Below are 24027 nucleotides of genomic sequence, written 5' to 3'. Positions count from 1 at the left end.
TTTTTCCATTGTTAAATATTTCTGATAATGGACAATGAAAATGAGCAAGAGGATTGGTTGTTTGTTATAAAACCAAAGAGCAAATTTCTATCATTAAATCTGAAAGAAATTTGGCAATATAGAGACCTATTGTTTCTTTTTGTAAAAAGAGACATAATAACAGTTTATAAGCAGACTGTTTTGGGGCCGCTTTGGTATTTGATACAACCATTATTTACATCACTTACTTTTACTATTATTTTTAATAATGTAGCAGGAATCAGTACGGGATCTGTACCGCCTTTTTTATTTAATTTGACAGGAATTACGGTTTGGAATTATTTTACGGCTTGCTTGAATGGAACTTCTGATACTTTTAAAGCAAATGCGAATGTTTTTGGAAAAGTTTATTTTCCAAGAATTATTACTCCATTATCAATTGTGATTTCTAACTTAATTAAATTCGGAATCCAATTTTTAATTTTTATTGCATTTTACATATTCTATTATTTAAAAGGTGTGAATTTAATTTTAAATGGCTTTGCAGTGTTTTTCCCTTTTTTAATTATCACCATGGGGATTTTAGGGCTTGGATTAGGAATGTTGATTTCTTCAATGATTACTAAATATCGAGATTTTAGTTATTTGGTAAGTTTCGGAATCCAATTATTAATGTATTTGTCAGCTGTAATGTATCCAATGGAATTGGTGAAAAATAAGCTGCCAAAATACGGATGGATTGTTGAATATAATCCGCTGGCATATATAATAGAGACTTCAAGATACATTCTTTTAAATGTGGGGGAAGTTTCTGTTTTAGGATTAGTTTATACCGTTTCTGTTGTGATCATTATTTTTTTTATTGGTCTTTTAACTTTTAATAGAACCGAGAAAAGTTTTATAGATACAGTTTAAAAAGAGTTCGATATTTTTTATATCTAGTTTATTCTAAAATTGAAAGACATTATTTTAAAGGTCGAAAAGATTTCTAAACAATACCGTTTAGGGCAAGTTGGTACCGGAACCATAAGCCATGATTTAAATCGCTGGTGGTATAAGATAAGAGGAAAGGAGGATCCTTATTTAAAAATAGGAGAGACAAATGATCGTTCTATTAAAGGAACTTCAGATTATGTGTGGGCCTTACAAAATATAAATTTTGAAGTTAAGCGCGGTGAAGTTTTAGCCATTATTGGTAAGAATGGTGCAGGAAAATCGACACTTCTTAAAATATTATCAAAAGTTACTGCCCCAACTACCGGTAGAATAAAGTCTCGAGGACGTATTGCTTCATTACTAGAAGTTGGTACCGGATTTAATGGAGAATTGACAGGAAGAGAAAACATTTTTTTAAATGGCGCTATTCTGGGAATGACCAAAAAAGAGATCATTTCAAAACTTGATGAAATTATTGAATTTTCAGGCTGCGAACGTTACATAGATACTCCTGTAAAAAGATACAGTTCTGGAATGAATGTTCGTTTGGCATTTGCTGTAGCAGCCTTTTTAGAGCCAGAAATTTTGGTTGTTGATGAGGTATTAGCCGTTGGAGATGCAGAGTTTCAGAAAAAAGCAATCGGTAAGATGCAAGATATTGCAAAAGGTGAAGGCAGAACAGTTTTATTTGTAAGCCATAATATGGCTGCCGTGCAGCGTTTATGCACGAGAGGAATTGTTTTGGAACATGGAAAGGTTGTTTTTGAAGGTGAAATTAGCGAAAGCATAGATTTTTATTCTAAAATAACAACAGAAGAACTCTTGTCAGAGTGTATTCATAAATCTCGTTTGAATAGGATTGAATTTAATTACTTTAAAGCCACACGTAATAGTATTCCAATTTTGCAAGGTCAGATTATTGAATTGGGGGATAAATTAGAATTTGAAATGAACTTTAAGGTTTTAGATCGTGTTACAGATTTATCTATTGCGATGGATGTTTTAAATACAAATCAAGAGTTAGTTACCCATATTACAAATGAAGATGATGGATTGCTATTTGAGAAGTTAGAAAAGGGGCAGGAAATTGCGATTTGTGTTAATACGGATCATTTGTTATTTGTTCCTGGTTTTTATACCATCAATCTTTGGATTGGAACTGGTCAGGTTGATACTTTTTATACCATTAAAAACTTAGTGGGATTTTATTTAGAACAAAGCGATTTCACAAAAAGGACAAAACTGCTGCCTAAACATTCGAAAATGTATTTACCCACAAAGTGGAACTCAAAAGTTACAGAGAATGATTAGTGTAAGTTATTTGGTATCTTATGATTATGATCTATTGCTTACTTCTATTAAACAATTGTATGATGATGTCGATAAAATTGTTTTAGCAATTGATAGTGAAAGTAAAACATGGAGTGGAAATACATTTAAAATACCAGATTCATTTTTTGATGAAGTTAAACTTTTTGATAAGAAAAATATAATTCAACTTTATTTTGATCAATTTTATTTGCCAGATTTGACTCCGACGGAATGCGAATCAAGAGAACGAAATATGGTGCTGAAGAAATTAGGGAAAGGTTGGAAAATTCAGTTGGATGTTGATGAATACATTTATGATTTTAAAAAGACGGCAAAATATTTAAATAAATATTGGTATCTGAATTTGTTTCCTAAACTTACACCAATTTGTTTTCAAGGAAAGCTGATTACTTTGTTTCGAGAATTGCCGAATGGTTATTTGTATATTGATAATGAAGAGAAATTTCCGTTTATAACAAATCAGACCGTAAATACGCGTACAAGAAGTAATAATAAAATCAAAAATCATTTTTCGAATATTAAAGTAATCCATCAATCTTGGGCTAGAAGCGAAGAACAAATTCATTTAAAAATTAAAAATTGGGGACATAGAGATGATTTTGATACTGAAATATATTTTCAGTTTTGGAAAGGCTTAAATAGTTCTAATTACAAAGAGTTTCAAGATATTCACCCCATAGTACCAGAAGTATGGAATGTGTTAGAATTTATGCCGTCAAATTCCATTGACGATTTAATAGCAAAATTTGAGATTAATAACGTTCAAGTTCCGCAATCATTATCAAATAAAACCATTTTTAAAGCCGGTATAAAAAGACTAATTAGGAAATAAATGCTGGCTATTATAATTCCGTTTTACAAATCAGCTTATTTTGAGGAAACAATTCAATCACTAATTAATCAATCAGATAAGCGATTTAGAGTTTATATCGGAGATGATGCGAGTCCTGAGTGTCCAAAAAAAATAATAGAAAAATATCAGGATAAGTTTGATGTTAACTATTATCGTTTTAATGAAAATTTAGGAAGTAAGTCATTAACAAAACAGTGGCGGCGCTGTATTGATTTGTCAGGAAATGAAGAATGGATCATGATTTTGGGCGATGATGATGTTTTGAGTAATAATACTGTTGCACAGTTCTATAAAAGTCTGCCTCAAATCGATGAAGAGATTAATGTTATAAGGTACTCGACACAATTAATCAATGAGCGAAATGAAACCATTTCGGATGTATATACACATCCAGAAATAGAAAAATCAGCCGATTTCTTGATTAGAAAAATAACAAATAGAACTCGCAGTTCATTAAGTGAATATATTTTTAAGAAAGAAAAGGTTTTCGAAATTGGTTTTAGAGATTATCCATTAGCATGGTACAGCGACGATATGGCCGTTTTGGAGTTTTCTGAATTTAAGAATGTATACTGCATTAATAAAGCAGTAATTTTTGTGAGGTTTTCATCTCTGAGTATTTCCGGTGATGTAACAAAAGAAAGAATAAAGAACAAAGCAAAGTTTGCATTTTATTATTTTCTTTTGACGAGAAGAACAAATTGTTTTTCAAAAAAGCAAAAACAAATTTTAGTTTCCAAAATCTCGAATTGTTATATAAATGAAAAAAAGCAAATCGTTTATTTCTTAAAAATAAGTTGGCTCTACTTCAATTATAATTCCTTTATAAATTATTTGAAGTTTATAAAATCGGTTGCATGCCACTTTACAAAGATTGTTAAGAAATACATGAAAGTTATAAAATGCGCTCTTTTTATTTTTTGATCAAATGCCCAATAAATTAGTTTCTATAATCATTCCAACCTTTAATCGAGCAGATTTAATAGCGGAAACGTTAAACAGTATAGTAAACCAAATTTATACAAACTGGGAATGCCTTATTATTGATGATGGAAGTACTGATGAAACAGCTAGTTTGATCGCTGGCTACATAGATAAAGATAAGCGTTTTCAATATCATCAAAGACCAATAGATCGAATAAAAGGTGCAAATGCCTGCAGGAACTTTGGTTTCGAATTATCTAACGGAATGTACATAAAATGGTTTGACAGCGACGATATTATGCATCCTGATTTTCTTGAAAAACAAGTTGATGTTTTAGATAAAAATAAGGAATTAGGATTTTGTGCCGCGTTTTCGAAAATATTCACAAAAATAATTTACGATGCTAATGAGGATTTTATCCCTCAAATGATTTACGAAAGAAATGCCTTATTTCATTTTATAATAGGTGAGCTTTATTTTTTAACACCATCTTCACTTTGGAGAAGAGAAGTACTAAATAATAAAGAACTCTTTGATGAGACTTTGTCAAATGCTCAGGAAACTGATTTTAACTTTAGAAGATTGACCGAAAATGTGAGGTTTTGCTATATTGAAGACGTATTGTTTTTTGTGCGAAGAGGACATAAAAGTATCGATTCCGAAGCATCAACTAATCCAATCAGTTTACAATCACAATTTGATTATTTTCAAAAAGTTTATAAAGTTTTAAACTCCAATGAATGTAATATAGAAGAAGATAAAATAAAGAAGCTTAAGAAATATATACTATACAGGAAATTGCATTTTTTTTACGAGATAAGATTGCTGGTGAAATTTAATAAAAGCATAAAAAATTTCAAATCCATTTTAGAAAACTTAAAGAATGTAAAACTTAGCGATTATGACACAGTAAGACTTTATGTTGGAATTACAGTAATTATTTTAACCAAAAAAGGTTTTCGTTTAGTACATCTGAAAAGATTTGATATTAGAATTAAAGACAAATAATTATATAATGTAGTACAAAAATGTCGAAACGATTAATGAGAAAAGTTTAATGGCAAAAGTGATTTTACTTTCGCAAGTGTCGCTGCCTTTTTCAAAAATTGGAAGTTGGACAACCCTCTATAATAATTACTTAGAGAAAAATCATGAAATAGATTATATAGTTTGCCCTAAGCCGGAAGATCTGTTTGAGGGAGTAAAATATAGTTTTGTACAAGCAACATTTTGGAGCGGCATTCAAAATAAAATTTTTAAGAAAAAAAACATTGAATATTTAAAAGCGTTAAACAAGATAATAGTACCAAAAGAAAACTATATAATTCAAATTGTTGATAATTACGGAATGGTTAAATCACTTAAAGAGTATCTTGTTTCAAAAGGAGTTTCAAAGAATTGTTACATTCAGTTCTTTTATCATGGTTTCTCCCCGTATGGTCAGCTAAATTCAAAATCAAATTTTTACGAATTGATAAATGAATTGGTCGTATTAACAAATGATAGTTACAAACAGCATAAAAAATCAATTATTACTCTTCCCAGCCATTTTTCTATACTTTATAATGGCATCGATACTAATAAATTTAAAAAAGTTTCGATTTTAAAAAAGCAAGAACTAAAACAAAAATATGGGTTTGATGATAAAAAAGCCTTTGTATGGTGTTCTCAAGATAGACCAAAAAAAGGATTGCACATTGTTTTAGAAGCATGGAAAAAGATATATAAAACAGAAAAAAATATAGTTCTAATAGTTATTGGATGCGAATCTCAAGAAGATATAGATGGGGTGAAATTCTTGGGTAAAATTCCAAACTATGATCTTCCTGAATATTATCAAGCGTCAGATTGTTATCTTTTTCCAACGTTATGCCAAGAGGGTTTTGGCCTAAGTTTAATTGAGGCTTTGCACTGCGGTAATTATTGCATTGCCTCTGCAATGGGAGGAGTTCCAGAAGTTTTGCAATATGGAAAGCTGGGAAGACTCATCCAAAATCCAGATTTTGTTTCAGAATGGGTCGATGCAATAAATGATTTTTTAGATGGAAAATTTGAGCTTCCTGAATTTTCTTCAGAATTGTATTCTTCAGAAAAATGGAATGCTAGAATGAATGAACTTATAACCAAAGCTAAAAACAGCATGCCCTAGAGTGAAGACAATTGCCATAATTCCAGCACGAGGAGGTTCTAAAAGACTGTATCAAAAAAACATAAAACTAATTGGCGGTATTCCTTTACTGGTGCATAGTATTTTGTATGCACAAGCTAATAGTGAAATAATTGATGAAATTTATGTTTCGACTAATGATGTAGAAACAAAAGAAATTGCATTACAATTTGGAGCAAAAGTTATAGATAGACCAGAATCACTATCAGGAGATTTAGAACCAACCGTAACTGCATTGAAGCATGTTTTAGAGACAATAAATGTTGATGTTGAGAATGTTGTTTTATTGCAGCCTACAAATCCTTTAAGACCAGAAAATTTATTGAAAGATGCTTTTAGGACATATGAAAGAGAGCGGTATGATAGTTTATTTACGGTTTCGGGTAATCATAAAAAGTTTGGAAAAATAGTCGATAATAAATTTATTCCCTTTAATTATAAAATCGGACAAAGGAGCCAAGATTTGGAGCCTCTTTTTTTTGAAAATGGATTACTGTATATCACGAAAGCAAAATTAATTTTTGAAGATATAATTATTTCAAAAGATGCATTACCATACGAAGTAAACCATACGTTCGCGAATGTTGATATTGATACCCAAGAGGATTTTGATTACGCTGCATTTTTATTTAAAAAGATGTATTGATTTACATCTCAATGAGTCTATACAGAAATATTACCAAATTATTTCTTAGTTGTCTGCAGAAATCGGATATTTGTCCGCTCAATCATCAAAAACAATTTAGAGATATTTAAATATGTTTCGTTATTAATTTCCACTTTTAAGCACTTATGTTTTTCAACTCCATAGCTTTTGCTGTTTTTTTACCAATAGTATTTTTATTGTATTGGTTCGTTTTTAATAAAAACAAAAGTACCCAAAATTTTGTATTAATTATTGCTAGTTATTATTTCTACTCCTGTTGGGATTGGAGGTTTTTATTCTTATTAGTTTTTTCGACTTTCTTAGATTATTATACTGGAATTCAAATTGAAAAAGGGAAATCAGAAAAAAGCAGGAAATTTTGGTTTTGGTTAAGTATTATTGTTAATCTTGGATTTTTGGGAATCTTTAAATATTATAACTTTTTCGCAGCCTCTTTTGCAGATTTATTAAGTACAGCAGGATTTAAAGCAAGTCCAATTTTATTAAATGTGATACTTCCAGTTGGGATTTCATTTTACACTTTTCATGGGCTGTCTTATGTAATAGATATTTATTATAAACGAATTAAAGCCGAATACAATTTTGTAGATTACTCCTTGTTTGTAAGTTATTTTCCGTTGTTGGTTGCCGGTCCAATTGAGAGAGCTACGCATTTACTTCCGCAAGTAAAAGTAAAACGAGAGTTTAATTTTCAAACTGCAAAAGATGGAGTTTGTCAAATTATTTGGGGATTAGTAAAAAAAGTAGTTATTGCCGATACTTGTGCAACTTATGCTAATGCCATTTTCGATAATTATTCAACGATGAATTCTTTTTCATTGATATTGGGAGCCGTTTATTTTGCATTTCAAATTTATGGAGATTTCTCAGGTTATTCAGATATTGCATTAGGTGTTTCAAAATTGTTTGGAATCGATTTGTTGCGAAATTTCAATTACCCTTATTTTTCTAGAGATATTGCTGAGTTCTGGAGAAGATGGCACATATCGCTGTCGTCATGGTTTCGAGATTATTTATATATCCCATTAGGAGGAAGTAAAGGCGGACTTTGGATGAAAATTAGAAATACGTTTATAATTTTTATCGTCAGCGGATTTTGGCACGGAGCAAATTGGACTTATATAGCTTGGGGATTCATAAATGCTGTTTATTTTTTGCCGCTGCTTCTGGCAAAAAGCAACAGAAACAATATCGAAACAATAGTTTTAAAAAGAGATTTAGACTCCGTAAAAGTAATTCTAAGTATTTTATCAACGTTTATAATTACGTGTATCGCTTGGGTATTTTTTAGAGCAAGAACCATATCAGATGCTTTGTTGTACCTGAAAAGATTAGTTTTAAATCAAGATTTTAGTTTTCAATATTTAGACAATGAAAGATACAATTACGAATTAATATTCTTAATAGGATTGTTTGTTGCAGTAGAGTGGAATAGCCGTTCTAAAATCGAACCTCTTTCAGGAAGAAATAGCATGCTTAAAATTGCATTGGCTATTACAGCAATACTTGCTTTTGGAACTTTTTCTGATTATAAAGAATTTATATATTTTCAATTTTAATGAAACGTTTTTTAACTTATACCGCTAAAATTATTCTAATAACAGCTTTAATAGCAGTTGTTTTAGACGGACTTTATACAGCAGTTTTTTTTCAATCAAAAAATCGTGGAAAAATTGAAACTGTTGTAAATTCCAAACCTCAAAATTACGACGTAGTTATTCTAGGTTCCTCAAGAGCAAACAATCATTTTGTTTCGCAAATGTTTGAAGACAAAGGATTAAAAACTTTTAATTACGGTATGAGCGGTGGACATTTATTTGAAGCTTCATTAATGCTGAAATTAATGATTGAAAGAAAATACAAAATTAAAAATATTATTCTCGAAGCCGATTTAAATTTGTCAAACGACAAAGAATCTGATGGAGTTTCTGCAAAGTTTTTACCTTACATTCATAATTCAGAAGTCATAAAAAATCAGTTTAAATCTCAGGAAAATTTTAATGAGCTCTATTATATCCCATTTTATAGATTTATAAAATTTGATAGTAAAATAGGTTTTAGAGAAGTTTGTAAAATCATGAAAAATGAAAAAACAAATGCATTAGACAACCTAGGATATTATCCATTAGAAAAACATAAAAATGGCAATATGAAAAATAATATTGTCAATTTAAATCCGCTTCCTCATAATAAATATTACGAAGAAATTAAAAATATCTGCAAAGCAAACAATATCGATTTTATTGCAGTAATGACACCAATGTGCGAAAACGTGGTGGGAATGAATTATTTTGAAAAAGTTAAAAAAGCATATCCCGAGATTCATAATTACGAGAACATAGTGATCGAAAACAAGTATTTCTCATCTTGCGGACATATGACAGATGAAGGTGCTAAAATTTTTACGGCTAGAATTTTAAAAGACTTTTTTAATAAGTAAGGTTCTTGAATGAAGAAGAATAAAATTTTATTACTCTTTCCTGATGGAGTAGGAATTAGAAATTATCTTTATTCAAACACATTTACGAATACAAATGAAGAATTGATTCTGTTTCATAATTTTGATTCAGAGACCATAATAGCAATTAAGCAACATGCTGCAATAGAAAGTGAAATTGTAATTCCTGATTATAAAGAGTCTGTAAAGGAAAAATTTCTAAGGGAACTAATTTGTTTGTCTAGATTGTATTACAATCAGGGACAGGTGAAGAATCCAACTTTGTTAAGCAACTGGAATTGGAATCAAAAGACATTTTCTAAAAAGATTTTCTACAAAATAATTGAATGCATTGTTCCTTTTTTTAAAAAGTATACCAGCATTTTAAAATTAGAACAAAGATATCAGAATGCCCTTCGTCAAAATCCTTTTTACGATGAGGTAAAAACAATTCTAAAAAAAGAGCGGCCTAGTGCTGTTTTCTGTTCCCATCAAAGAGCTTTAAAAGCAGCAACAATATTTGCCGCGGCATCAGATTTAGGAATTTCGACAACAACCGTGATTTATTCTTGGGATAATCTGCCCAAAGCCCGTTTAGCTTTAAGAGCCGATAATTACTTAGTTTGGTCAGATTATATGAAAAATGAACAGCACACATACTATCCTGAAATTTCTGCGGATAAGATTTGTATCACGGGAACACCTCAGTTTGAGTTTTATCAAAAAGCAGAAAATATAATTGAAAAAGAGATCTTTTATAAAAGATATAATTTAGATCCGAATAAGAAAATAATATGCTTTTCAGGAGATGACCTAAAAACATCTCCAGATGATCCGAGTTATTTAAAAGATCTTGTTCAAGAAATTATTAAAGCAAATTTACAACATCAATATCAAATACTATTTAGAAGATGTCCAGTCGATTTTTCAGGAAGATTTGATGAGGTTGTAGATGAATTTAAAGATGTAATAAAAGAAGTTTCGCCATTATGGTATTTTAGTAAATCAAAAGAATGGAATGCTGTTTATCCATCTCTCGAAGATGTAAAACTGCTTGTTAGTACAGCTTTTTATTCTGATATAGTTGTAAATGTCGGTTCAACAATGGCATTTGATTTTTGGATGTTTAACAAACCTTGCATCTTCATTAATTATGATCAGCAAAATAAAAAAGAAGAAAATTGGTCCGTAAAGACAATCTATCAGTTTCAGCATTTTAAGAGTATGCCAAATCAAAAAACGGTTATTTGGTTGAACAGCAAAGAAGAAATTTCAAAAAAAATAGCTTTAGAAACAAGTCAAAATGCCGCTATGGAAGAATGGAAAGTGAAAATACTTGGTGATTATAAAAACGCATCAAATAACATAAGACAAAAGTTGATTGCAGTTTAAGATGCATATTTGTTTCATAACAAACGAATTTCCGAAACAAGGTTTCCCACATGGAGGAATAGGAAGTTTTGTTAGAACAGTGGCGCCAGCATTGGTGAAACAAGGAATAAAAGTGTCAGTTGTTGGGATAAATTACATTGCAAAAGAAGAAACTGAAATTGTTGAGGGTGTAGAAATTTATAGATTAAAGAAAAAAACAGTAAAAGGCTTTACGTGGTATTTAAACTCTAAATTGATTAATAATAAAATCAAAGAAATCCATCAAAGAAATCCAATACAAATTGTTGAATCATCTGAGCTTGGTCTCGCTTTTATAAATAAACTGCCAGATGTCAAATATGTGATACGTCTGCACGGTGGTCATCATTTTTTTTCAGAAAGTGAGAAAAGAAAAATTGATAAATGGAAAGGGTTTCAGGAAAAAAAATCTTTCAAAAAAAGTGATGCATTTATTGCAGTTTCCTATTATGTAAAAAATCATACCGAAAAGTATTTGAGTTACAATAACAAACCACTAGTCTATTTAAGTAACCCTATTGATACAGATTTTTTTAAACCTATAATTGAAAATAGATTAGATAACAGAATTGTTTTTGTTGGGACGGTTTGCGAGAAAAAAGGAATCCGACAGTTGATTCAGGCTTTTCCGTTAGTAAATAAAAAGTTTCCTAATGCTTCATTAGAAATTTATGGAAGAGATTGGTTTTTTCCAGACGGAAGCTCTTACATACAGATGCTTAAAAAAAAGGAACTGCCTCAATTAGGACAATTGGCAAGTCATATTCATTTTCATGGAGCGATTCCTTTTGAAGATATTCCAAAAGCATATTCCAAAGCTGCGGTTTGTGTTTTTCCATCTCATATAGAAACTCAAGGTCTTGTTGCGCCTGAAGCAATGGCAATGGAAAAAGTGGTAGTTTTTACAAAATATGGCTCAGGACCTGAAACTATTGAAGATTATAAAACAGGTTTGTTGTGTGATCCATACAATCCGGCAGATATTGCTGAAAAAATTATATGGTTTCTTTCTAATGCACCAAGAGCAAATGAAATAGGAAAAAAGGCTAGAGAGCTTGTGCTTCAAAAGTATAAAGTTGATGATATAGTAACTCGTACTATTAGTTTTTTTAAAGAACTACAGGATTAACTTTATAAAGCTTTTTGTTTTTTATGTACGAGTTATAAAACCGAGCTCTTCGAAAATAAGGATAAAAGCAGATCTAAAATGAAGTTTCTAATAATTACAAATGTTAATCATATTCAAAAAGGGAATGAGTATTTTGGCTATGCACCTTATGTGAGAGAAATGAATGCTTGGTTGAAATATGTTGATGAGGTTATTATTTTGGCTCCACTGAAAAAAAACAGGATAACAAAAATTGACAGTGCTTATCAACATAGCAAGATTGATTTTAGGAGCGTTTCTAACTTTAGCTTTACTAGTTTAAAAAACAGTTTTTTATCTATTTTCAAAATTCCATTTATCCTTTGGCAGCTGTTTTGGGCGATGAAAGATGCTGATCATATACATTTGCGATGTCCTGGGAATGTTGGATTATTGGGCTGTTTTGTTCAAATGTTTTTTCCAAATAAAATAAAGTCGATAAAGTATGCAGGGAATTGGGATCCTCAAAGTAAACAGCCTTGGACATACCGTTTACAAAAGCATATTTTAGTTAATACTTTTTTGAGCAGGAATATGCAGGTTTTGGTTTACGGAGATTGGGAAAATCAATCTAAAAATATAAGACCATTTTTTACCGCAACTTATTCCGAGTCTGAAAAAGAATTGATCACAAAAAAGAGTTTGGATCAAACAATTGAGTTTGTATTTGTTGGCAGTTTAGTAGAAGGCAAAAATCCTATATATGCTGTTAAGTTGATTGAGCAGCTTGTGAAAAAAGGAAAGAAAGCTGTTTTAAATTTGTACGGAGAAGGTATTGAAAGAAAATCTTTAGAAAATTATATTGCAGCACATCAACTACAAAAAAGTATTTTTCTTCATGGTAACCAAGATAAAGAAACATTAAAAAAAGCCTATCAAAAAAGCCATTTTGTTATTTTACCTTCAAAGAGTGAAGGATGGCCAAAAGCTATTGCAGAGGGAATGTTTTGGGGCTGTATACCTATTGCAACAAAAGTTTCTTGTGTTCCATTTATGCTTAATTATGGGAAAAGAGGAATTGTATTGAATATGAATTTAGAGAAAGATCGGAATCAAATAATTGATTTTTTAGATGAAAAACTTTTTCTGAAAATTAGTAAGAGAGCTGCTGATTGGTCACAGTATTATACAATTGAAATCTTCGAAACAGAACTTAAAAAGGTACTTGCGAAATGAGAATTGTACAAATTGTAGATTCACTGCAAATAGGAGGTGCCGAAAGAATGGCCGTGAATTATGCCAATGCTTTATCAAAAGAAGTGACTTTTTCGGGGTTAATTGTAACTCGAAAAGAAGGACAATTATTTGATCAGATAGATGAAAATGTTTCGTATTTGTTTCTAAACAAAAAGAGCAAACTTGATATTAAAGCTGTTTTAAAGTTAAGAAGGTACATATTAAATAATAGAATTGAAATTATTCATGCGCACAGTACTTCTTTTTTTACAGCAGTTTTAGTAAAATTGACATTGCCCAGAACTAAGATTTTCTGGCACGATCATTTTGGAAATAGAGCTGCTGAATCGAAGAGTAAGAATAAAACATTGATTTTTTGTTCTTTCTTTTTTGCTTCGATTTTTGCAGCAAGCCAGCAATTAGAAGATTGGAGCAAAAAAAATATGTTTTGTAAAAACGTTTTTTTCATTCCAAATTTCATCTTAGATACAAAAGATAATTTACAAACAACAAAACTAAAAGGAATTTTAGGCAGACGAATAGTTTTTCTAGCAAATTTAAAAGAACCCAAAAATCACATTCTGATGCTTAAAGCTTTTCAGGATTTAAGATTACAGGAATCAGGATGGACTTTACATTTAATTGGAAAAGATTATTTCGACTCTTATTCAGTTTGTTTAAAGGAGTTTATAAGATTTAATTCATTAGAAAGCTATATTCATTTGTACGGAGAGAGGAACGATATCAAATATATATTATCACAATCTTCAGTTGGAGTTTTGGCTTCGACAAACGAAGGATTCCCAATAACTTTATTAGAGTACGCATCAGAAAAATTGGCGGTTCTTTCTTCAAATATTGGATATTGTTCGCAAATTATTGAAAATGGTTTTAACGGATTGTTATTTGACCCGTTAAACTATTTAGAATTAAAGGATCAGTTAAAATTACTAACTAACGATGAAGCATTGAGAACTACATTAGTAGTAAATTTTTCGAAATCAGCTGTAAAGAAATATTCAAAATCAGCTGTAATCAAAAAAGTAATACAGTTTTATAAAAATTAAATTAATGAAAAGAATCTCATTTTCTTATCTTATTTTAGTCCATGTTATAATTGCATTGATGGTTTTTGTGCTGCCTTTTTTGTCAATGCTTTATGCTCTTTTAATTCCAGTTGTTGGTCTCTTTGTTATTTTTCGAAGTAAGAATAAGAATAACGAAGTTCTTTATGTAAGTGCTTACTTAATAGGCGTTGAAGTTTTTTTGCGAATGACAGGAGGTAATTTCAGTAATGAGTATGTGAAAACGCTGGTTGTTTTTTTTATGTTAACAGGTATGTTTTATAGTACTGTTTCAACTAAATCGTTTGTTTATTTCTTTTATTTGTTGTTGTTATTACCTGGGATTTTCGTTTCTGTAAATACAGCCGATTTTAATATAGATATTAAAAAAGCTTTAGTATTTAATTTATCAGGACCGGTTTGTTTGGCAGTTTCTTCAATCTACATGTATAAAAGAAAAGTTTTGTTTACAGATCTGCAGAATATTATTTTAGTAATGGGACTTCCTATTATTTCAACAGTAGTTTATCTTTTTTTGTATAATCCAAACATAAAAGATGTTGTTACAGGTACACAATCTAATTTTGAAACTTCAGGCGGATTTGGCCCTAATCAGGTTTCTACTATTTTAGGATTAGGAATGTTTGTCTTTTTCGCTCAATTGCTTTTGTTTTCAAAATCAAAAAAGAAAATTATTTTAAATGGAATTCTTCTGATTTTGGTAAGCTATCGAGCAATTGTTACCTTTTCGAGAGGTGGTGTTATTACTGGAATTGCCATGATTGTCTGTCTTATGGTTGTAATTTATTACATCTCGAATTCTCTTGGAAAAGCTAAAGTTGGTTTAGTTGTAATTTTGGCCTGCCTTTTAGGAATAGGTATTTGGGGATATACTATTTCGCAAACCAGCGGATTAATCGAAAAAAGATATGCTAATCAAGATGCTAAAGGAAGACAGAAAACAGATCGATTTGGTGGGAGAGAAGCAGTTATGAGTGCAGATCTTAAAATGTTTTTTGACAACCCCATTACTGGAGTAGGAGCAGGAATGGGAAAAGAATTGCGAAAAGATTCATTAGGACAAGAAGTTGCTTCTCATAACGAAATAACAAGAATGCTAAGCGAACATGGTGTATTTGGCATATTTGGACTTTTGATACTACTTATTACTCCGTTTGTATTATATGTCAACAATCGACAACATCTGTATTTTTTGTCTTTTTTTATTTTTTGGTTTCTTACAATAAATCATGCGGCCATGCGAACAGCAGCTCCTGCATTTATATATGCTTTAACACTTTTATTTGTACAAATAAAACTTCCAGAAAAAACAACACATTTGTAAGATAAAGTTTATGTTTTTGCGGTACATTTGCTTCGAAGTAAAGTTTTTAAATCTGCTAAAAAGTAAATGCCCTCAAATAAAAAAATGCACTTTGAAATTTCAGAACGAAAAGTATTACTTTTTGTTTTTGATATCTTTTTTGTTTTGACAGCTTTATATTTATTAAACAACATTTTTGATTGTAATTATCTTGCTTTTCAAAAAAAGTCCTTCTATCATCCCATAATTCTTATCACTTATCTCTCTGTTTTTGGAGTAGTCTTTGAGATTTATAATTTGCAGGTGGCGAGTAATCCGTTTCAAATATTTAAAAATGTTATTCGAGCGGTCTCAATTACAGTTTTAACTTATATTCTCACGCCGATTTTATCGCCTGAACTTTCAAAACAGCGACTGGTTATCTTAATCTTTTATTTCACAATATTAATTACCGTATTACTGTGGCGCTTTTTTTATGCCTTCTTTTTAGCGTCTCATCGTTTTTCACAAAATGTTGTATTGATATGCGGTCAAAATCAGGTTGAAGAATTGGTTTTAGGACTCGAAAATGTCGATCCGCATTATAAAATTGTAGGTTTCGTTAATTCTGATTCTGTTTCTGAGGAGAATACAGGTTTTCATTACGTAAAAGAAATTAAGAAAAATGAACTAGAAGATTTCGTCGCGAATCACAGTATCTCTGAAATTGTTATTGCATCTCAAAAAACAGATGGAATCAATACCGATTTGTATCAACAGTTGCTCCATTTACTAGAATCTGGAAATAGTATTAGAGAGTATACACAGGTTTATGAAAGTAAAACACAGCGAATACCATTGCATTATATTGCAAGAGACTTCTATCGTTTTTTTCCGTTTAGCCGCAGCAATAGCAATAAATTGTATTTGTCTTTAATCCGTCTTTTAGAATTTGTTTTTTCATTTGCAGGTTTAATAATCTGCATTGTTTTTATACCGTTTATTTCTTTGACCAATTTTTTTGCAAATAAAGGAAGTCTGTTTTATACGCAAGAACGAGTAGGAAAAAATGGAACCGTTTTTAAAATTTACAAATTTAGAACCATGGTTGAGGCTCAAGAAATGCAAAGCACAGTTTTTGCAGTTTCAAATGATGAACGGATAACTCCATTTGGTAAATTTATGCGTAAATCAAGGATTGATGAATTGCCGCAGTTTATCAATATTATAAAAGGAGATATGGCAGTAATTGGTCCAAGACCAGAAAGACCTTTTTTTGTTAAGGAAATCGCTCAAATAATGCCTTTTTATGAAACGCGTCATGTTATAAAACCGGGTCTTACTGGCTGGGCACAAGTTAATTATTCTTATGGAGAATCTATAGACGAGAGTTTGATAAAACTGCAGTATGATTTATACTATATTAAACACCGAAGTATTTTTCTAGATTTAAGTATCACTTTCAAAACTATAACTACCGTTTTATTTTATCGCGGACAATAATTAGATTATTATCGGGATGCGTTTTTTGTTTCTTATCGCAACTCGAACCAGCACAAAACCACTTGTAATTATCATTGGTAAAACAATTAAAAAATGTGCTTTATTGATTAGGAAAATTGCATAAACAATCAAGAAGATTAAATGTAAAATCGCAAATCGGTAAGTCCATCTTTTGTTTTTTGCAATTGAAAAAAGAATTAAAATCAATAATAGCGGACTAAACAGCAATACATTGTAATTCATTGCCAGTTCTTGGTGAAATGAATAAAAGCCCATTACAACAAAAAATACTCCTATTAAAGACAAAATGAATAAATAGATTTTATCAACAATTTTGTTATGAGCTAAAACGACAAAACCTAAAATAATTATATAAGTATAAATATTATTCCACCATGAGGATGGTGTTTCTTTTTCAAAACTCAAAAGAGTTTGGCTCTCTTTTGCTAAAGGATGATTTTGAAAAGTAGTTTTCGCTAAACTATTTTTTAATTCAAAAGGCAGAAAAATTTTGGTTCCCAATTGATCAACTTTAGTTCCAAAAATAATGCTAGTTCCTAATTGATCATAAAAATGACCATTAAAATAAGGGAATAAAATAGAACGATATGTTTTATCTGTGTCCTCTTTCTTAACGATAACATTTCCATTTAAAGTTGAGTTGATAATATCAACCACCATCGAAGTACAATTTTTATCAATGAACTTGTAGGTATAATAACGCTCTTCAGATAATAGAACAGAATTTAGTTTATCAAAAAGTTTTTGTTTTAAATCTTGAGAAATAAGAAGCTCTTGCTCAAAAACACTTCGTTTGTCCTCATTGTATTCGTTTAGAAATTCTGAAAAAGAATGTGTAATTACAAAATACTGTAAATCACCTTTCGCAAATTTTGCTACAAAGTTTGGAGTTCTAAAATCAAAAGCGCCAAAATTGTAAACAACATCAATATTGTTGGCAGGATCAGCTATCCGAATCGCAGTATGTCCAAAATAAGAATAGGTTTCATTACCTAAACCACAAGTAATCACACTTACTTTAGCATCTTTCGATAAAGGAATATTTTGGCTGTAACCAATAAAACTTAGTAATAATAGTAAACTAAAAAGTGTTTTTTTGAAAAGGACATTTTTCATGATTTAAAATTTTAAAAAGTTGAACGGTTTGAGAAAATTATCTAAAGATACCTAAATCTACTTTTAGTGAAAAAATATTTGAGTATAAAGCTGCGCTTTGATTTCCTAAATCGGTTAAAGCATAATCTATCTGAATGCCTTTGTATTTGAAACCCAGTCCAATATTAGGCTGAAAATTTAATTTTTCAGTATTATCTAATTGCATTACATTTTGAAAGTTTCCAGCACCGGCTCTTAGAAAAACCAGATTAGTGTAGCCAAATTCAAAACCAATTGCGGGATCAATACTAACAATTTTTGATGAAATAATATCATTTGTCTGCTCAAAGCGCATATTTAAATTGGCCGCCGCCATAAGACTGTAATCATTATGGAATTCAAATTTTTTAGAAACTCCTAATTGCGCTTTTGGCAAAGTAATTTCAGTACTTTCTGGTAATTCATTGTTTTCGCCCGGAATAGCATTTGCAATTTTGGCATATTCATCTTCATCAATATTCCAGACATTATAAGTAGTAGTAATATCGCGAAGCATTAAACCAAATTTCCAATTATTGCGTTCGAATTGCAATCCCACATCAAAACCAAAACCCCAAGAATTTGCAAATTTTCCAATAATTCGTCTAATTATTTTTGCGTTAACACCATATTGGAACCCGTCAACAGGCAGTTTTCTGGCATAAGAAAAAGTAAAACCATAATCAGCCGTAGAAAATAAACGAATTCGATTATAATCAATATTTCCCTGATTATCGATTAACTGTGTTGTGTCAAGAATATCATCAACACCAAAACGAATCATCGAAATTCCCCAAGCACTTTGATCATCAATTGGGCTTGCATAACCTATAAAATCATATTGAGCAATATTGGCAAAATAGCTGGCATGCATCAATGAAATCTGATGATCTTCTAGATGCGTTAAACCAGCAGGATTCCAATAAACCGCATTAACATCATTTGTAGACGCAGTAACAGCACTCGACATTCCTAACGCCGCCGCATCGACACCAATATTCATAAACTCATTCGAGTATTTTCGAACAGTTTGTGCATACTGAGAAGTAAAACTCCAAAATAGTAAAAACGCTAAAAGTTTCTTCAACTGATATTTTTTTGCAGACGAGAGCCTGTTTTTATTTTTTTTCAAAAATATGATAATTTATGCATCTAATTTCTTCGTTTCGAGAAATATTGATCAAGCTTTAATTTGTATTAAAAAACAATTGTAAAAACACGTTTTTCATGGACATATTATGCTAAATTTGTTGACCAAGATTATCAAAATTTATAAAACATGAATATTAAAAAGCACATTCCAAATTTAATTACATTAATTAATCTTTTTTGTGGTTGTATAGCTGTTGTCTTTATTTCTAAAGCTAATTATGAAATGGCTTTTTATATGGTTTGTTTAGGAATCTTTTTTGACTTTTTTGATGGTTTTTTTGCCAGATTATTTAAAGTTTCGAGTCCGCTTGGACTTCAATTAGATTCACTTGCAGATATGGTAACCAGTGGTGTTGCTCCAGGATATGTAATGTATTCTTTGTTTGTAAAAAGTGCACATCCACATGATATAATTGGATCCGAGTTTATTCCTTTTTTAGGATTTATTGTAACATTAGGCTCTTGCTACCGTTTAGCAAATTTTAATATTGATACAAGACAAACAGATTCTTTTATAGGTTTGCCAACACCAGCAAATGCTCTTTTTATTTTGAGTCTCCCTTTGGTTCTTAAATTTTCAGATTCTTTAATGCTGTTAGAAATTCTGAGTAATCAATGGGTTTTGCTTGCAATTACTTTATGCAGTGCCTATATTTTGAATGCCGAAATTCCGTTATTTTCTTTAAAATTCAAGAAATTCAATCTTAAAGATAATGCATTGCAAGTTGGATTTTTAGTTATTTCTTTGGTATTACTTTTATTGTTTCAATTTGGAGCGGTTCCCTTAATCATTATTTTTTATGTGCTATTATCGATCATAAATAATATGTTTTTGAAAAAGTAGTTTTATTCGAATGGCAAGAAAAACGACACGACGAACTTCTTACACACGAAAAACGAAACCTGCCAGATCTGTTTTTAGTAAATTATTCCGTTTCATTATATTTAGTTTTTTAGGATTAATTTTCATTGGAACAATTTATCATTATCGTTCAGGATTGGCTTATTATTTAGGTTTTAAGTCAGATAAAGTTTTAGAAGAAGATGCGGTAGATAAACACCTTTCAGACGTTAGAAATATTCAAGTTCTTGAAAATCATAAAGGAAAGGTAATTGGAATTGATGTTTCTGAATTTCAAGGAACTGTCGATTGGGATGAGGTTGAGATTCTAGAAGAAAAATACCCTGTGCAATTTGTTTTTATTCGTGCAACAGCAGGAAATGACAGAGTTGACAGGCAGTTTAAATACAATTGGGAAGAAGCTAAAAAAAATAAAATCATACGAGGTGCTTATCACTATTATCGCCCGAATGAAAATTCTATAGAGCAAGCAGATCTTTTTATAAAAACAGTAAAGTTGAAAAAAGGCGATTTACCGCCGGTTCTTGATATCGAAAAGCTTCCAAAAAATCAATCTATTGATAGTTTAAAAAAAGGATTAAAGCGCTGGCTTAACAAAGTAGAAGCACATTATCAAGTTCGCCCTATCATTTACTCAGGAGAACGGTATTACTCAGATTTTTTAAAAGAAGAATTTGGAGAATATTTATTTTGGATCGCCAATTACAACTTTTATAGAGAAAAAATTGATGAAGAATGGCTGTTTTGGCAGTTTACAGAAAAAGCTTCTCTGCCGGGAATAAAACATCGTGTAGATGTGAATATTTATAATGGTGATTTAGAACAGCTGCAGTTTATTACAGTTGATTGACATTGATCAGTTCTTAAAAAAAACTGATCAATGATTACTTTTTTAAGAACTGATCACTAAAGACCTGAACACTTAATACTATAAATTAGAATTCCAATTTCTTTTTACGAAGTTCGAAGTTTTGTCCAAGATATACACGGCGAACCATTTCGTCTTCAACAAGTTCTTCTGGAATTCCTGCTTTTAGGATTCCTCCTTCAAACATTAAATATGTTTTATCGGTAATTGCTAAAGTTTCCTGAACGTTGTGGTCAGTAATTAAGATTCCGATATTTTTGTTCTTTAATTGTGCCACAATTCTCTGAATATCTTCAACCGCAACAGGGTCAACTCCAGCGAAAGGTTCATCAAGCAAAATAAATTTGGGATCTGTTGCTAATGCGCGAGCAATTTCGGTACGACGACGCTCACCTCCAGAAAGTAAATCACCTCGATTCGTGCGAATATGTTCTAAACTGAATTCTTCAATTAAGCTCTCCATCTTAGCATATTGTTCTTCCTTAGAAAGTTTTGTCAGCTGCAAAACACTCAAGATATTGTCTTCAATACTTAACTTTCTAAAAACAGATGCTTCTTGTGCCAAATAGCCAATTCCTTGCTGAGCACGTTTGTACATCGGGTAATCAGTAATGTTCAAATCGTCAAGATAAATATTTCCTGAGTTTGGTTTTACCAATCCTACGATCATGTAAAAAGAAGTTGTTTTTCCAGCACCATTTGGTCCCAAAAGTCCAACGATTTCTCCTTGATTTACTTCAACAGAGATTCCTTTTACAACACTACGGCCTTTATACGTTTTGATTAAATTATCGGCTCTTAGCTTCATTTTTTTTAATTAGATAATATGTCAATTTGATAATGAGATGATTACATCTCCAATGGGCAAAATAAAGGAAAATAAATCAATAGGATAAATGAATTAACATATTGTCAAGAAAATTATCTAATTGACTAATTGTCTCATTTTCTAATTGCCCTGCTCTTCAAGAGCTTCCCAAAACTCGTAAGCTCTTCTTAAATGCGGGATTACAATTGTTCCTCCAACAAGAGTTGCAATTCCCATCGCTTCCATCATTTCTTCCTTTGTAACGCCTTCTTTATGACTTGTTTCTAGATGATATTTTACACAATCATCACAACGCAAAACTGCAGATGCTACTAATCCTAAAAGTTCTTTGGTTTTTACATCAAGAGCTCCTGGCGCATAAGCATTAGTGTCAAGATTAAAAATTCGCTTTACAATTTTGTTGTTATCAGCAAGCAGTTTTTCGTTCATTTTAGAACGGTAGTCGTTGAATTCTTGAATAATATCAGACATTCTCTTTCAATTTATTTTTATAAACAATTTTAGATATTAGAATACTTACTTCGTAGATGATTAACATTGGTATAGCTACAATTGTTTGGCTCACTACATCTGGCGGAGTAACAATTGCGGCTACGATTAGAATGATAACAACAGCGTATTTCCAATATTTTCTTAAAAAATCAGGGGTTACTAAACCTAATTTAGTTAAGAAATAAATGATAATTGGCAGTTCAAAAAACAATCCGCTCGCCAGAATACTCGTTTTTACCATTCCCATATAAGATTCTATTGTAAACTGATTTACAACCATTTTACTTATAGAGAAAGTAGCGACGAAATTCACTGACATTGGTATTACAACATAATAACCAAATATTACTCCTAAAAAGAAAAGTAACGAAGAGGTAAATATAAAAACCTTCGCATTTTTTCTTTCTTTTTCATACAATGCAGGACTGATGAATTTCCAAACTTCACATAAAATATAAGGAAAACTTAAAATAAAACCAGCCAAAAGACACATCCATACAAAAATATTAACCTGTCCTTCCATTTCTGTATTCTGAATAATGAAATTCAATTCAGTAATACAAATGCTGTCAGCAAATCCTAATTGATGAGATAAGTCGCAAAACCATTGATAAGTGAAAAAAGTAGGTCTTGTTGGACCTAGAATAATTTCATCAAACAAATAATCACTAATAAAATAAGTAACAAATGCCATAATACATATAGCAAAAGTACTTCTAACTAATAACCATCTTAGTTCTTCAAGATGATCTAAAAATGACATTTCGCCAAGATTTTTCTTTGCCATTATACGATTCCTTCTTTTAAAATGTCATGTAAATGCAGTACTCCTTTGTATTCGCCGTTGTCTGCAACGATAAGCTGTGTTATAGAAAAATCTTCTAGAATATTTAAGGCGTCAACAGCCATAGTTTCTGAAGATACTAATTTTGGGTTTTTAGACATAATGTCTTTAGCAGTCAAATCTGCAATAGAATCTCTGTCGTTCAGCATTCTTCTAATGTCTCCATCAGTGATAATGCCTACGATTTTGTCATTTTCAATAACTGCTGTAACTCCTAGCCTTTTTTCAGAGATTTCAAAAATTACCTTTTTAACAGACGTTTCAGGAGTTACCATTGGTTTTAACGAATGCTCAATCATATCTTTTACGCGAAGCAGTAATTTTTTACCCAAAGCACCTCCCGGATGATAAACCGCAAAATCTTCAGGTTTAAAATCACGCATTTCCATAAGGCATACAGCAAGTGCGTCTCCCATTACAAGTTGTGCAGTAGTGCTGTTTGTTGGAGCTAGATTAATAGGGCAGGCCTCAGTATCTACAGTAGTATTTAAAACATAATCAGAACCTTTGGCTAAAGCCGAAGTTATATTTCCTGTAATTGCGATTAAAGTATTTCCGAAGCGTTTTAATAACGGTACTAGTACTTTAATTTCAGGGCTGTTGCCGCTTTTTGAAATGCAAATAATGATGTCTTCATTTTGTATCATTCCTAAATCGCCGTGAATTGCCTCTGAAGCATGCAGGAACATAGAAGGCGTTCCGGTAGAGTTGAAAGTAGCAACCATTTTTTGAGCAATAATGGCGCTTTTTCCTATGCCGGTAACGATTAAACGACCTTTAGTTTCATATATGCGCTGGGTTGCTTCGAAGAAATTTTCATCAAGAAAATCGATTAACTTTGTAATTGCTTCACTTTCAGAGAGTATGGTTTTTTTGGCAATCGCCAATATATTTTCTTTTGTGATCAAAACAGAATATTTAAAATT

At 30.9% G+C, this 24027-nt stretch carries 23 protein-coding genes; 17 read left to right on the top strand and 6 right to left on the bottom strand.

Features of this window, described 5'->3' with window-relative positions; all coding sequences use genetic code 11:
• Window positions 1–27: 27 nt before the first annotated feature.
• The 15 genes from ACHRVL_RS21430 (at window position 28) to ACHRVL_RS21360 (ending at window position 16899) form a co-directional block, all read left to right on the top strand.
• Window positions 28–894, top strand: a complete 867-nt coding sequence (locus ACHRVL_RS21430) for an ABC transporter permease (protein ID WP_395415345.1) — start codon at window positions 28–30, stop codon at window positions 892–894.
• 39 nt (window positions 895–933) lie between these two features.
• Window positions 934–2226: a polysaccharide ABC transporter ATP-binding protein gene (locus tag ACHRVL_RS21425; RefSeq protein ID WP_395415344.1), complete on the top strand. Its 1293-nt coding sequence runs from the start codon at window positions 934–936 to the stop codon at window positions 2224–2226.
• The gene (locus ACHRVL_RS21420; protein ID WP_395415343.1) at window positions 2219–3079 is read left to right on the top strand and encodes a hypothetical protein; all 861 of its coding nucleotides are present in this window, start codon (window positions 2219–2221) and stop codon (window positions 3077–3079) included. Before ACHRVL_RS21425 ends, ACHRVL_RS21420 begins: the two co-directional genes overlap by 8 nt.
• Window positions 3080–4024: a glycosyltransferase family 2 protein gene (locus ACHRVL_RS21415; protein ID WP_395415342.1), complete on the top strand. Its 945-nt coding sequence runs from the start codon at window positions 3080–3082 to the stop codon at window positions 4022–4024.
• 4 nt (window positions 4025–4028) lie between these two features.
• Entirely contained in the window at window positions 4029–5033 is a 1005-nt protein-coding gene (locus ACHRVL_RS21410) for a glycosyltransferase family 2 protein (protein ID WP_395415341.1), read from the top strand.
• A 49-nt stretch (window positions 5034–5082) separates the two neighbouring features.
• The gene (locus ACHRVL_RS21405) at window positions 5083–6174 is read left to right on the top strand and encodes a glycosyltransferase family 4 protein (RefSeq protein WP_395415340.1); all 1092 of its coding nucleotides are present in this window, start codon (window positions 5083–5085) and stop codon (window positions 6172–6174) included.
• A gap of 1 nt (window position 6175) precedes the next feature.
• Complete coding sequence (locus tag ACHRVL_RS21400) at window positions 6176–6838, top strand: cytidylyltransferase domain-containing protein (protein WP_395415339.1); 663 nt, start codon at window positions 6176–6178, stop codon at window positions 6836–6838.
• Window positions 6839–6984: 146 nt separating this feature from the next.
• On the top strand, window positions 6985–8418 hold the full coding sequence (locus tag ACHRVL_RS21395; RefSeq protein WP_395415338.1) for an MBOAT family O-acyltransferase: 1434 nt from the start codon (window positions 6985–6987) through the stop codon (window positions 8416–8418).
• The gene (locus ACHRVL_RS21390) at window positions 8418–9299 is read left to right on the top strand and encodes a hypothetical protein (RefSeq protein WP_395415337.1); all 882 of its coding nucleotides are present in this window, start codon (window positions 8418–8420) and stop codon (window positions 9297–9299) included. Before ACHRVL_RS21395 ends, ACHRVL_RS21390 begins: the two co-directional genes overlap by 1 nt.
• Before the next feature lie 9 nt (window positions 9300–9308).
• Window positions 9309–10688, top strand: coding sequence for a CDP-glycerol glycerophosphotransferase family protein (locus tag ACHRVL_RS21385; protein ID WP_395415336.1), 1380 nt, complete (start codon window positions 9309–9311; stop codon window positions 10686–10688).
• 1 nt (window position 10689) lies between these two features.
• Window positions 10690–11835: a glycosyltransferase family 4 protein gene (locus tag ACHRVL_RS21380; protein WP_395415335.1), complete on the top strand. Its 1146-nt coding sequence runs from the start codon at window positions 10690–10692 to the stop codon at window positions 11833–11835.
• Between the two features lie 171 nt (window positions 11836–12006).
• Entirely contained in the window at window positions 12007–13029 is a 1023-nt protein-coding gene (locus tag ACHRVL_RS21375) for a glycosyltransferase (RefSeq protein WP_395415334.1), read from the top strand.
• Window positions 13026–14096 carry a glycosyltransferase family 4 protein gene (locus tag ACHRVL_RS21370; protein ID WP_395415333.1) on the top strand — a complete coding sequence of 357 codons (1071 nt, stop codon included), beginning with the start codon at window positions 13026–13028 and terminating at the stop codon, window positions 14094–14096. The genes ACHRVL_RS21375 and ACHRVL_RS21370 overlap by 4 nt, the downstream gene beginning before the upstream one ends.
• A gap of 4 nt (window positions 14097–14100) precedes the next feature.
• Window positions 14101–15438: an O-antigen ligase family protein gene (locus tag ACHRVL_RS21365; RefSeq protein WP_395415332.1), complete on the top strand. Its 1338-nt coding sequence runs from the start codon at window positions 14101–14103 to the stop codon at window positions 15436–15438.
• Between the two features lie 66 nt (window positions 15439–15504).
• Window positions 15505–16899 (top strand): sugar transferase, encoded by a 1395-nt coding sequence (locus ACHRVL_RS21360; protein ID WP_257682799.1) that lies wholly within the window; start codon window positions 15505–15507, stop codon window positions 16897–16899.
• Here the strand turns inward: ACHRVL_RS21360 and ACHRVL_RS21355 are convergent, their stop codons facing one another.
• Window positions 16900–18036, bottom strand: coding sequence for a DUF4105 domain-containing protein (locus ACHRVL_RS21355; RefSeq protein WP_257682798.1), 1137 nt, complete (start codon window positions 18034–18036; stop codon window positions 16900–16902). It abuts the gene before it with no gap.
• Between the two features lie 37 nt (window positions 18037–18073).
• Window positions 18074–19057: a PorV/PorQ family protein gene (locus ACHRVL_RS21350; RefSeq protein ID WP_257683968.1), complete on the bottom strand. Its 984-nt coding sequence runs from the start codon at window positions 19055–19057 to the stop codon at window positions 18074–18076.
• Between the two features lie 276 nt (window positions 19058–19333).
• Between ACHRVL_RS21350 and ACHRVL_RS21345 the strand changes: the two genes are divergently transcribed.
• Window positions 19334–20050 (top strand): phosphatidylcholine/phosphatidylserine synthase, encoded by a 717-nt coding sequence (locus ACHRVL_RS21345; RefSeq protein ID WP_257682797.1) that lies wholly within the window; start codon window positions 19334–19336, stop codon window positions 20048–20050.
• Between the two features lie 10 nt (window positions 20051–20060).
• Window positions 20061–20918: a glycoside hydrolase family 25 protein gene (locus ACHRVL_RS21340; protein WP_257682796.1), complete on the top strand. Its 858-nt coding sequence runs from the start codon at window positions 20061–20063 to the stop codon at window positions 20916–20918.
• An 85-nt stretch (window positions 20919–21003) separates the two neighbouring features.
• On the opposite strand, the gene lptB is transcribed toward ACHRVL_RS21340, so the two are convergent.
• The 4 genes from lptB to ACHRVL_RS21320 form a co-directional block, all read right to left on the bottom strand.
• Window positions 21004–21744, bottom strand: a complete 741-nt coding sequence (gene lptB / locus ACHRVL_RS21335) for an LPS export ABC transporter ATP-binding protein (protein WP_089055265.1) — start codon at window positions 21742–21744, stop codon at window positions 21004–21006.
• A gap of 141 nt (window positions 21745–21885) precedes the next feature.
• Window positions 21886–22236: a carboxymuconolactone decarboxylase family protein gene (locus ACHRVL_RS21330; protein WP_257682795.1), complete on the bottom strand. Its 351-nt coding sequence runs from the start codon at window positions 22234–22236 to the stop codon at window positions 21886–21888.
• Complete coding sequence (tatC, locus tag ACHRVL_RS21325; protein WP_395415331.1) at window positions 22229–23044, bottom strand: twin-arginine translocase subunit TatC; 816 nt, start codon at window positions 23042–23044, stop codon at window positions 22229–22231. Before tatC ends, ACHRVL_RS21330 begins: the two co-directional genes overlap by 8 nt.
• Entirely contained in the window at window positions 23044–24009 is a 966-nt protein-coding gene (locus ACHRVL_RS21320) for an SIS domain-containing protein (RefSeq protein WP_164975037.1), read from the bottom strand. Before ACHRVL_RS21320 ends, tatC begins: the two co-directional genes overlap by 1 nt.
• Between the last annotated feature and the right edge of the window lie 18 nt (window positions 24010–24027).

Source organism: Flavobacterium sp. FlaQc-28 (assembly GCF_044007415.1).
Lineage (GTDB): Bacteria > Bacteroidota > Bacteroidia > Flavobacteriales > Flavobacteriaceae > Flavobacterium.
The sequence above is the reverse complement of the archived record's forward strand: the minus strand, read 5'-3'. Positions and strand labels throughout refer to the sequence as shown.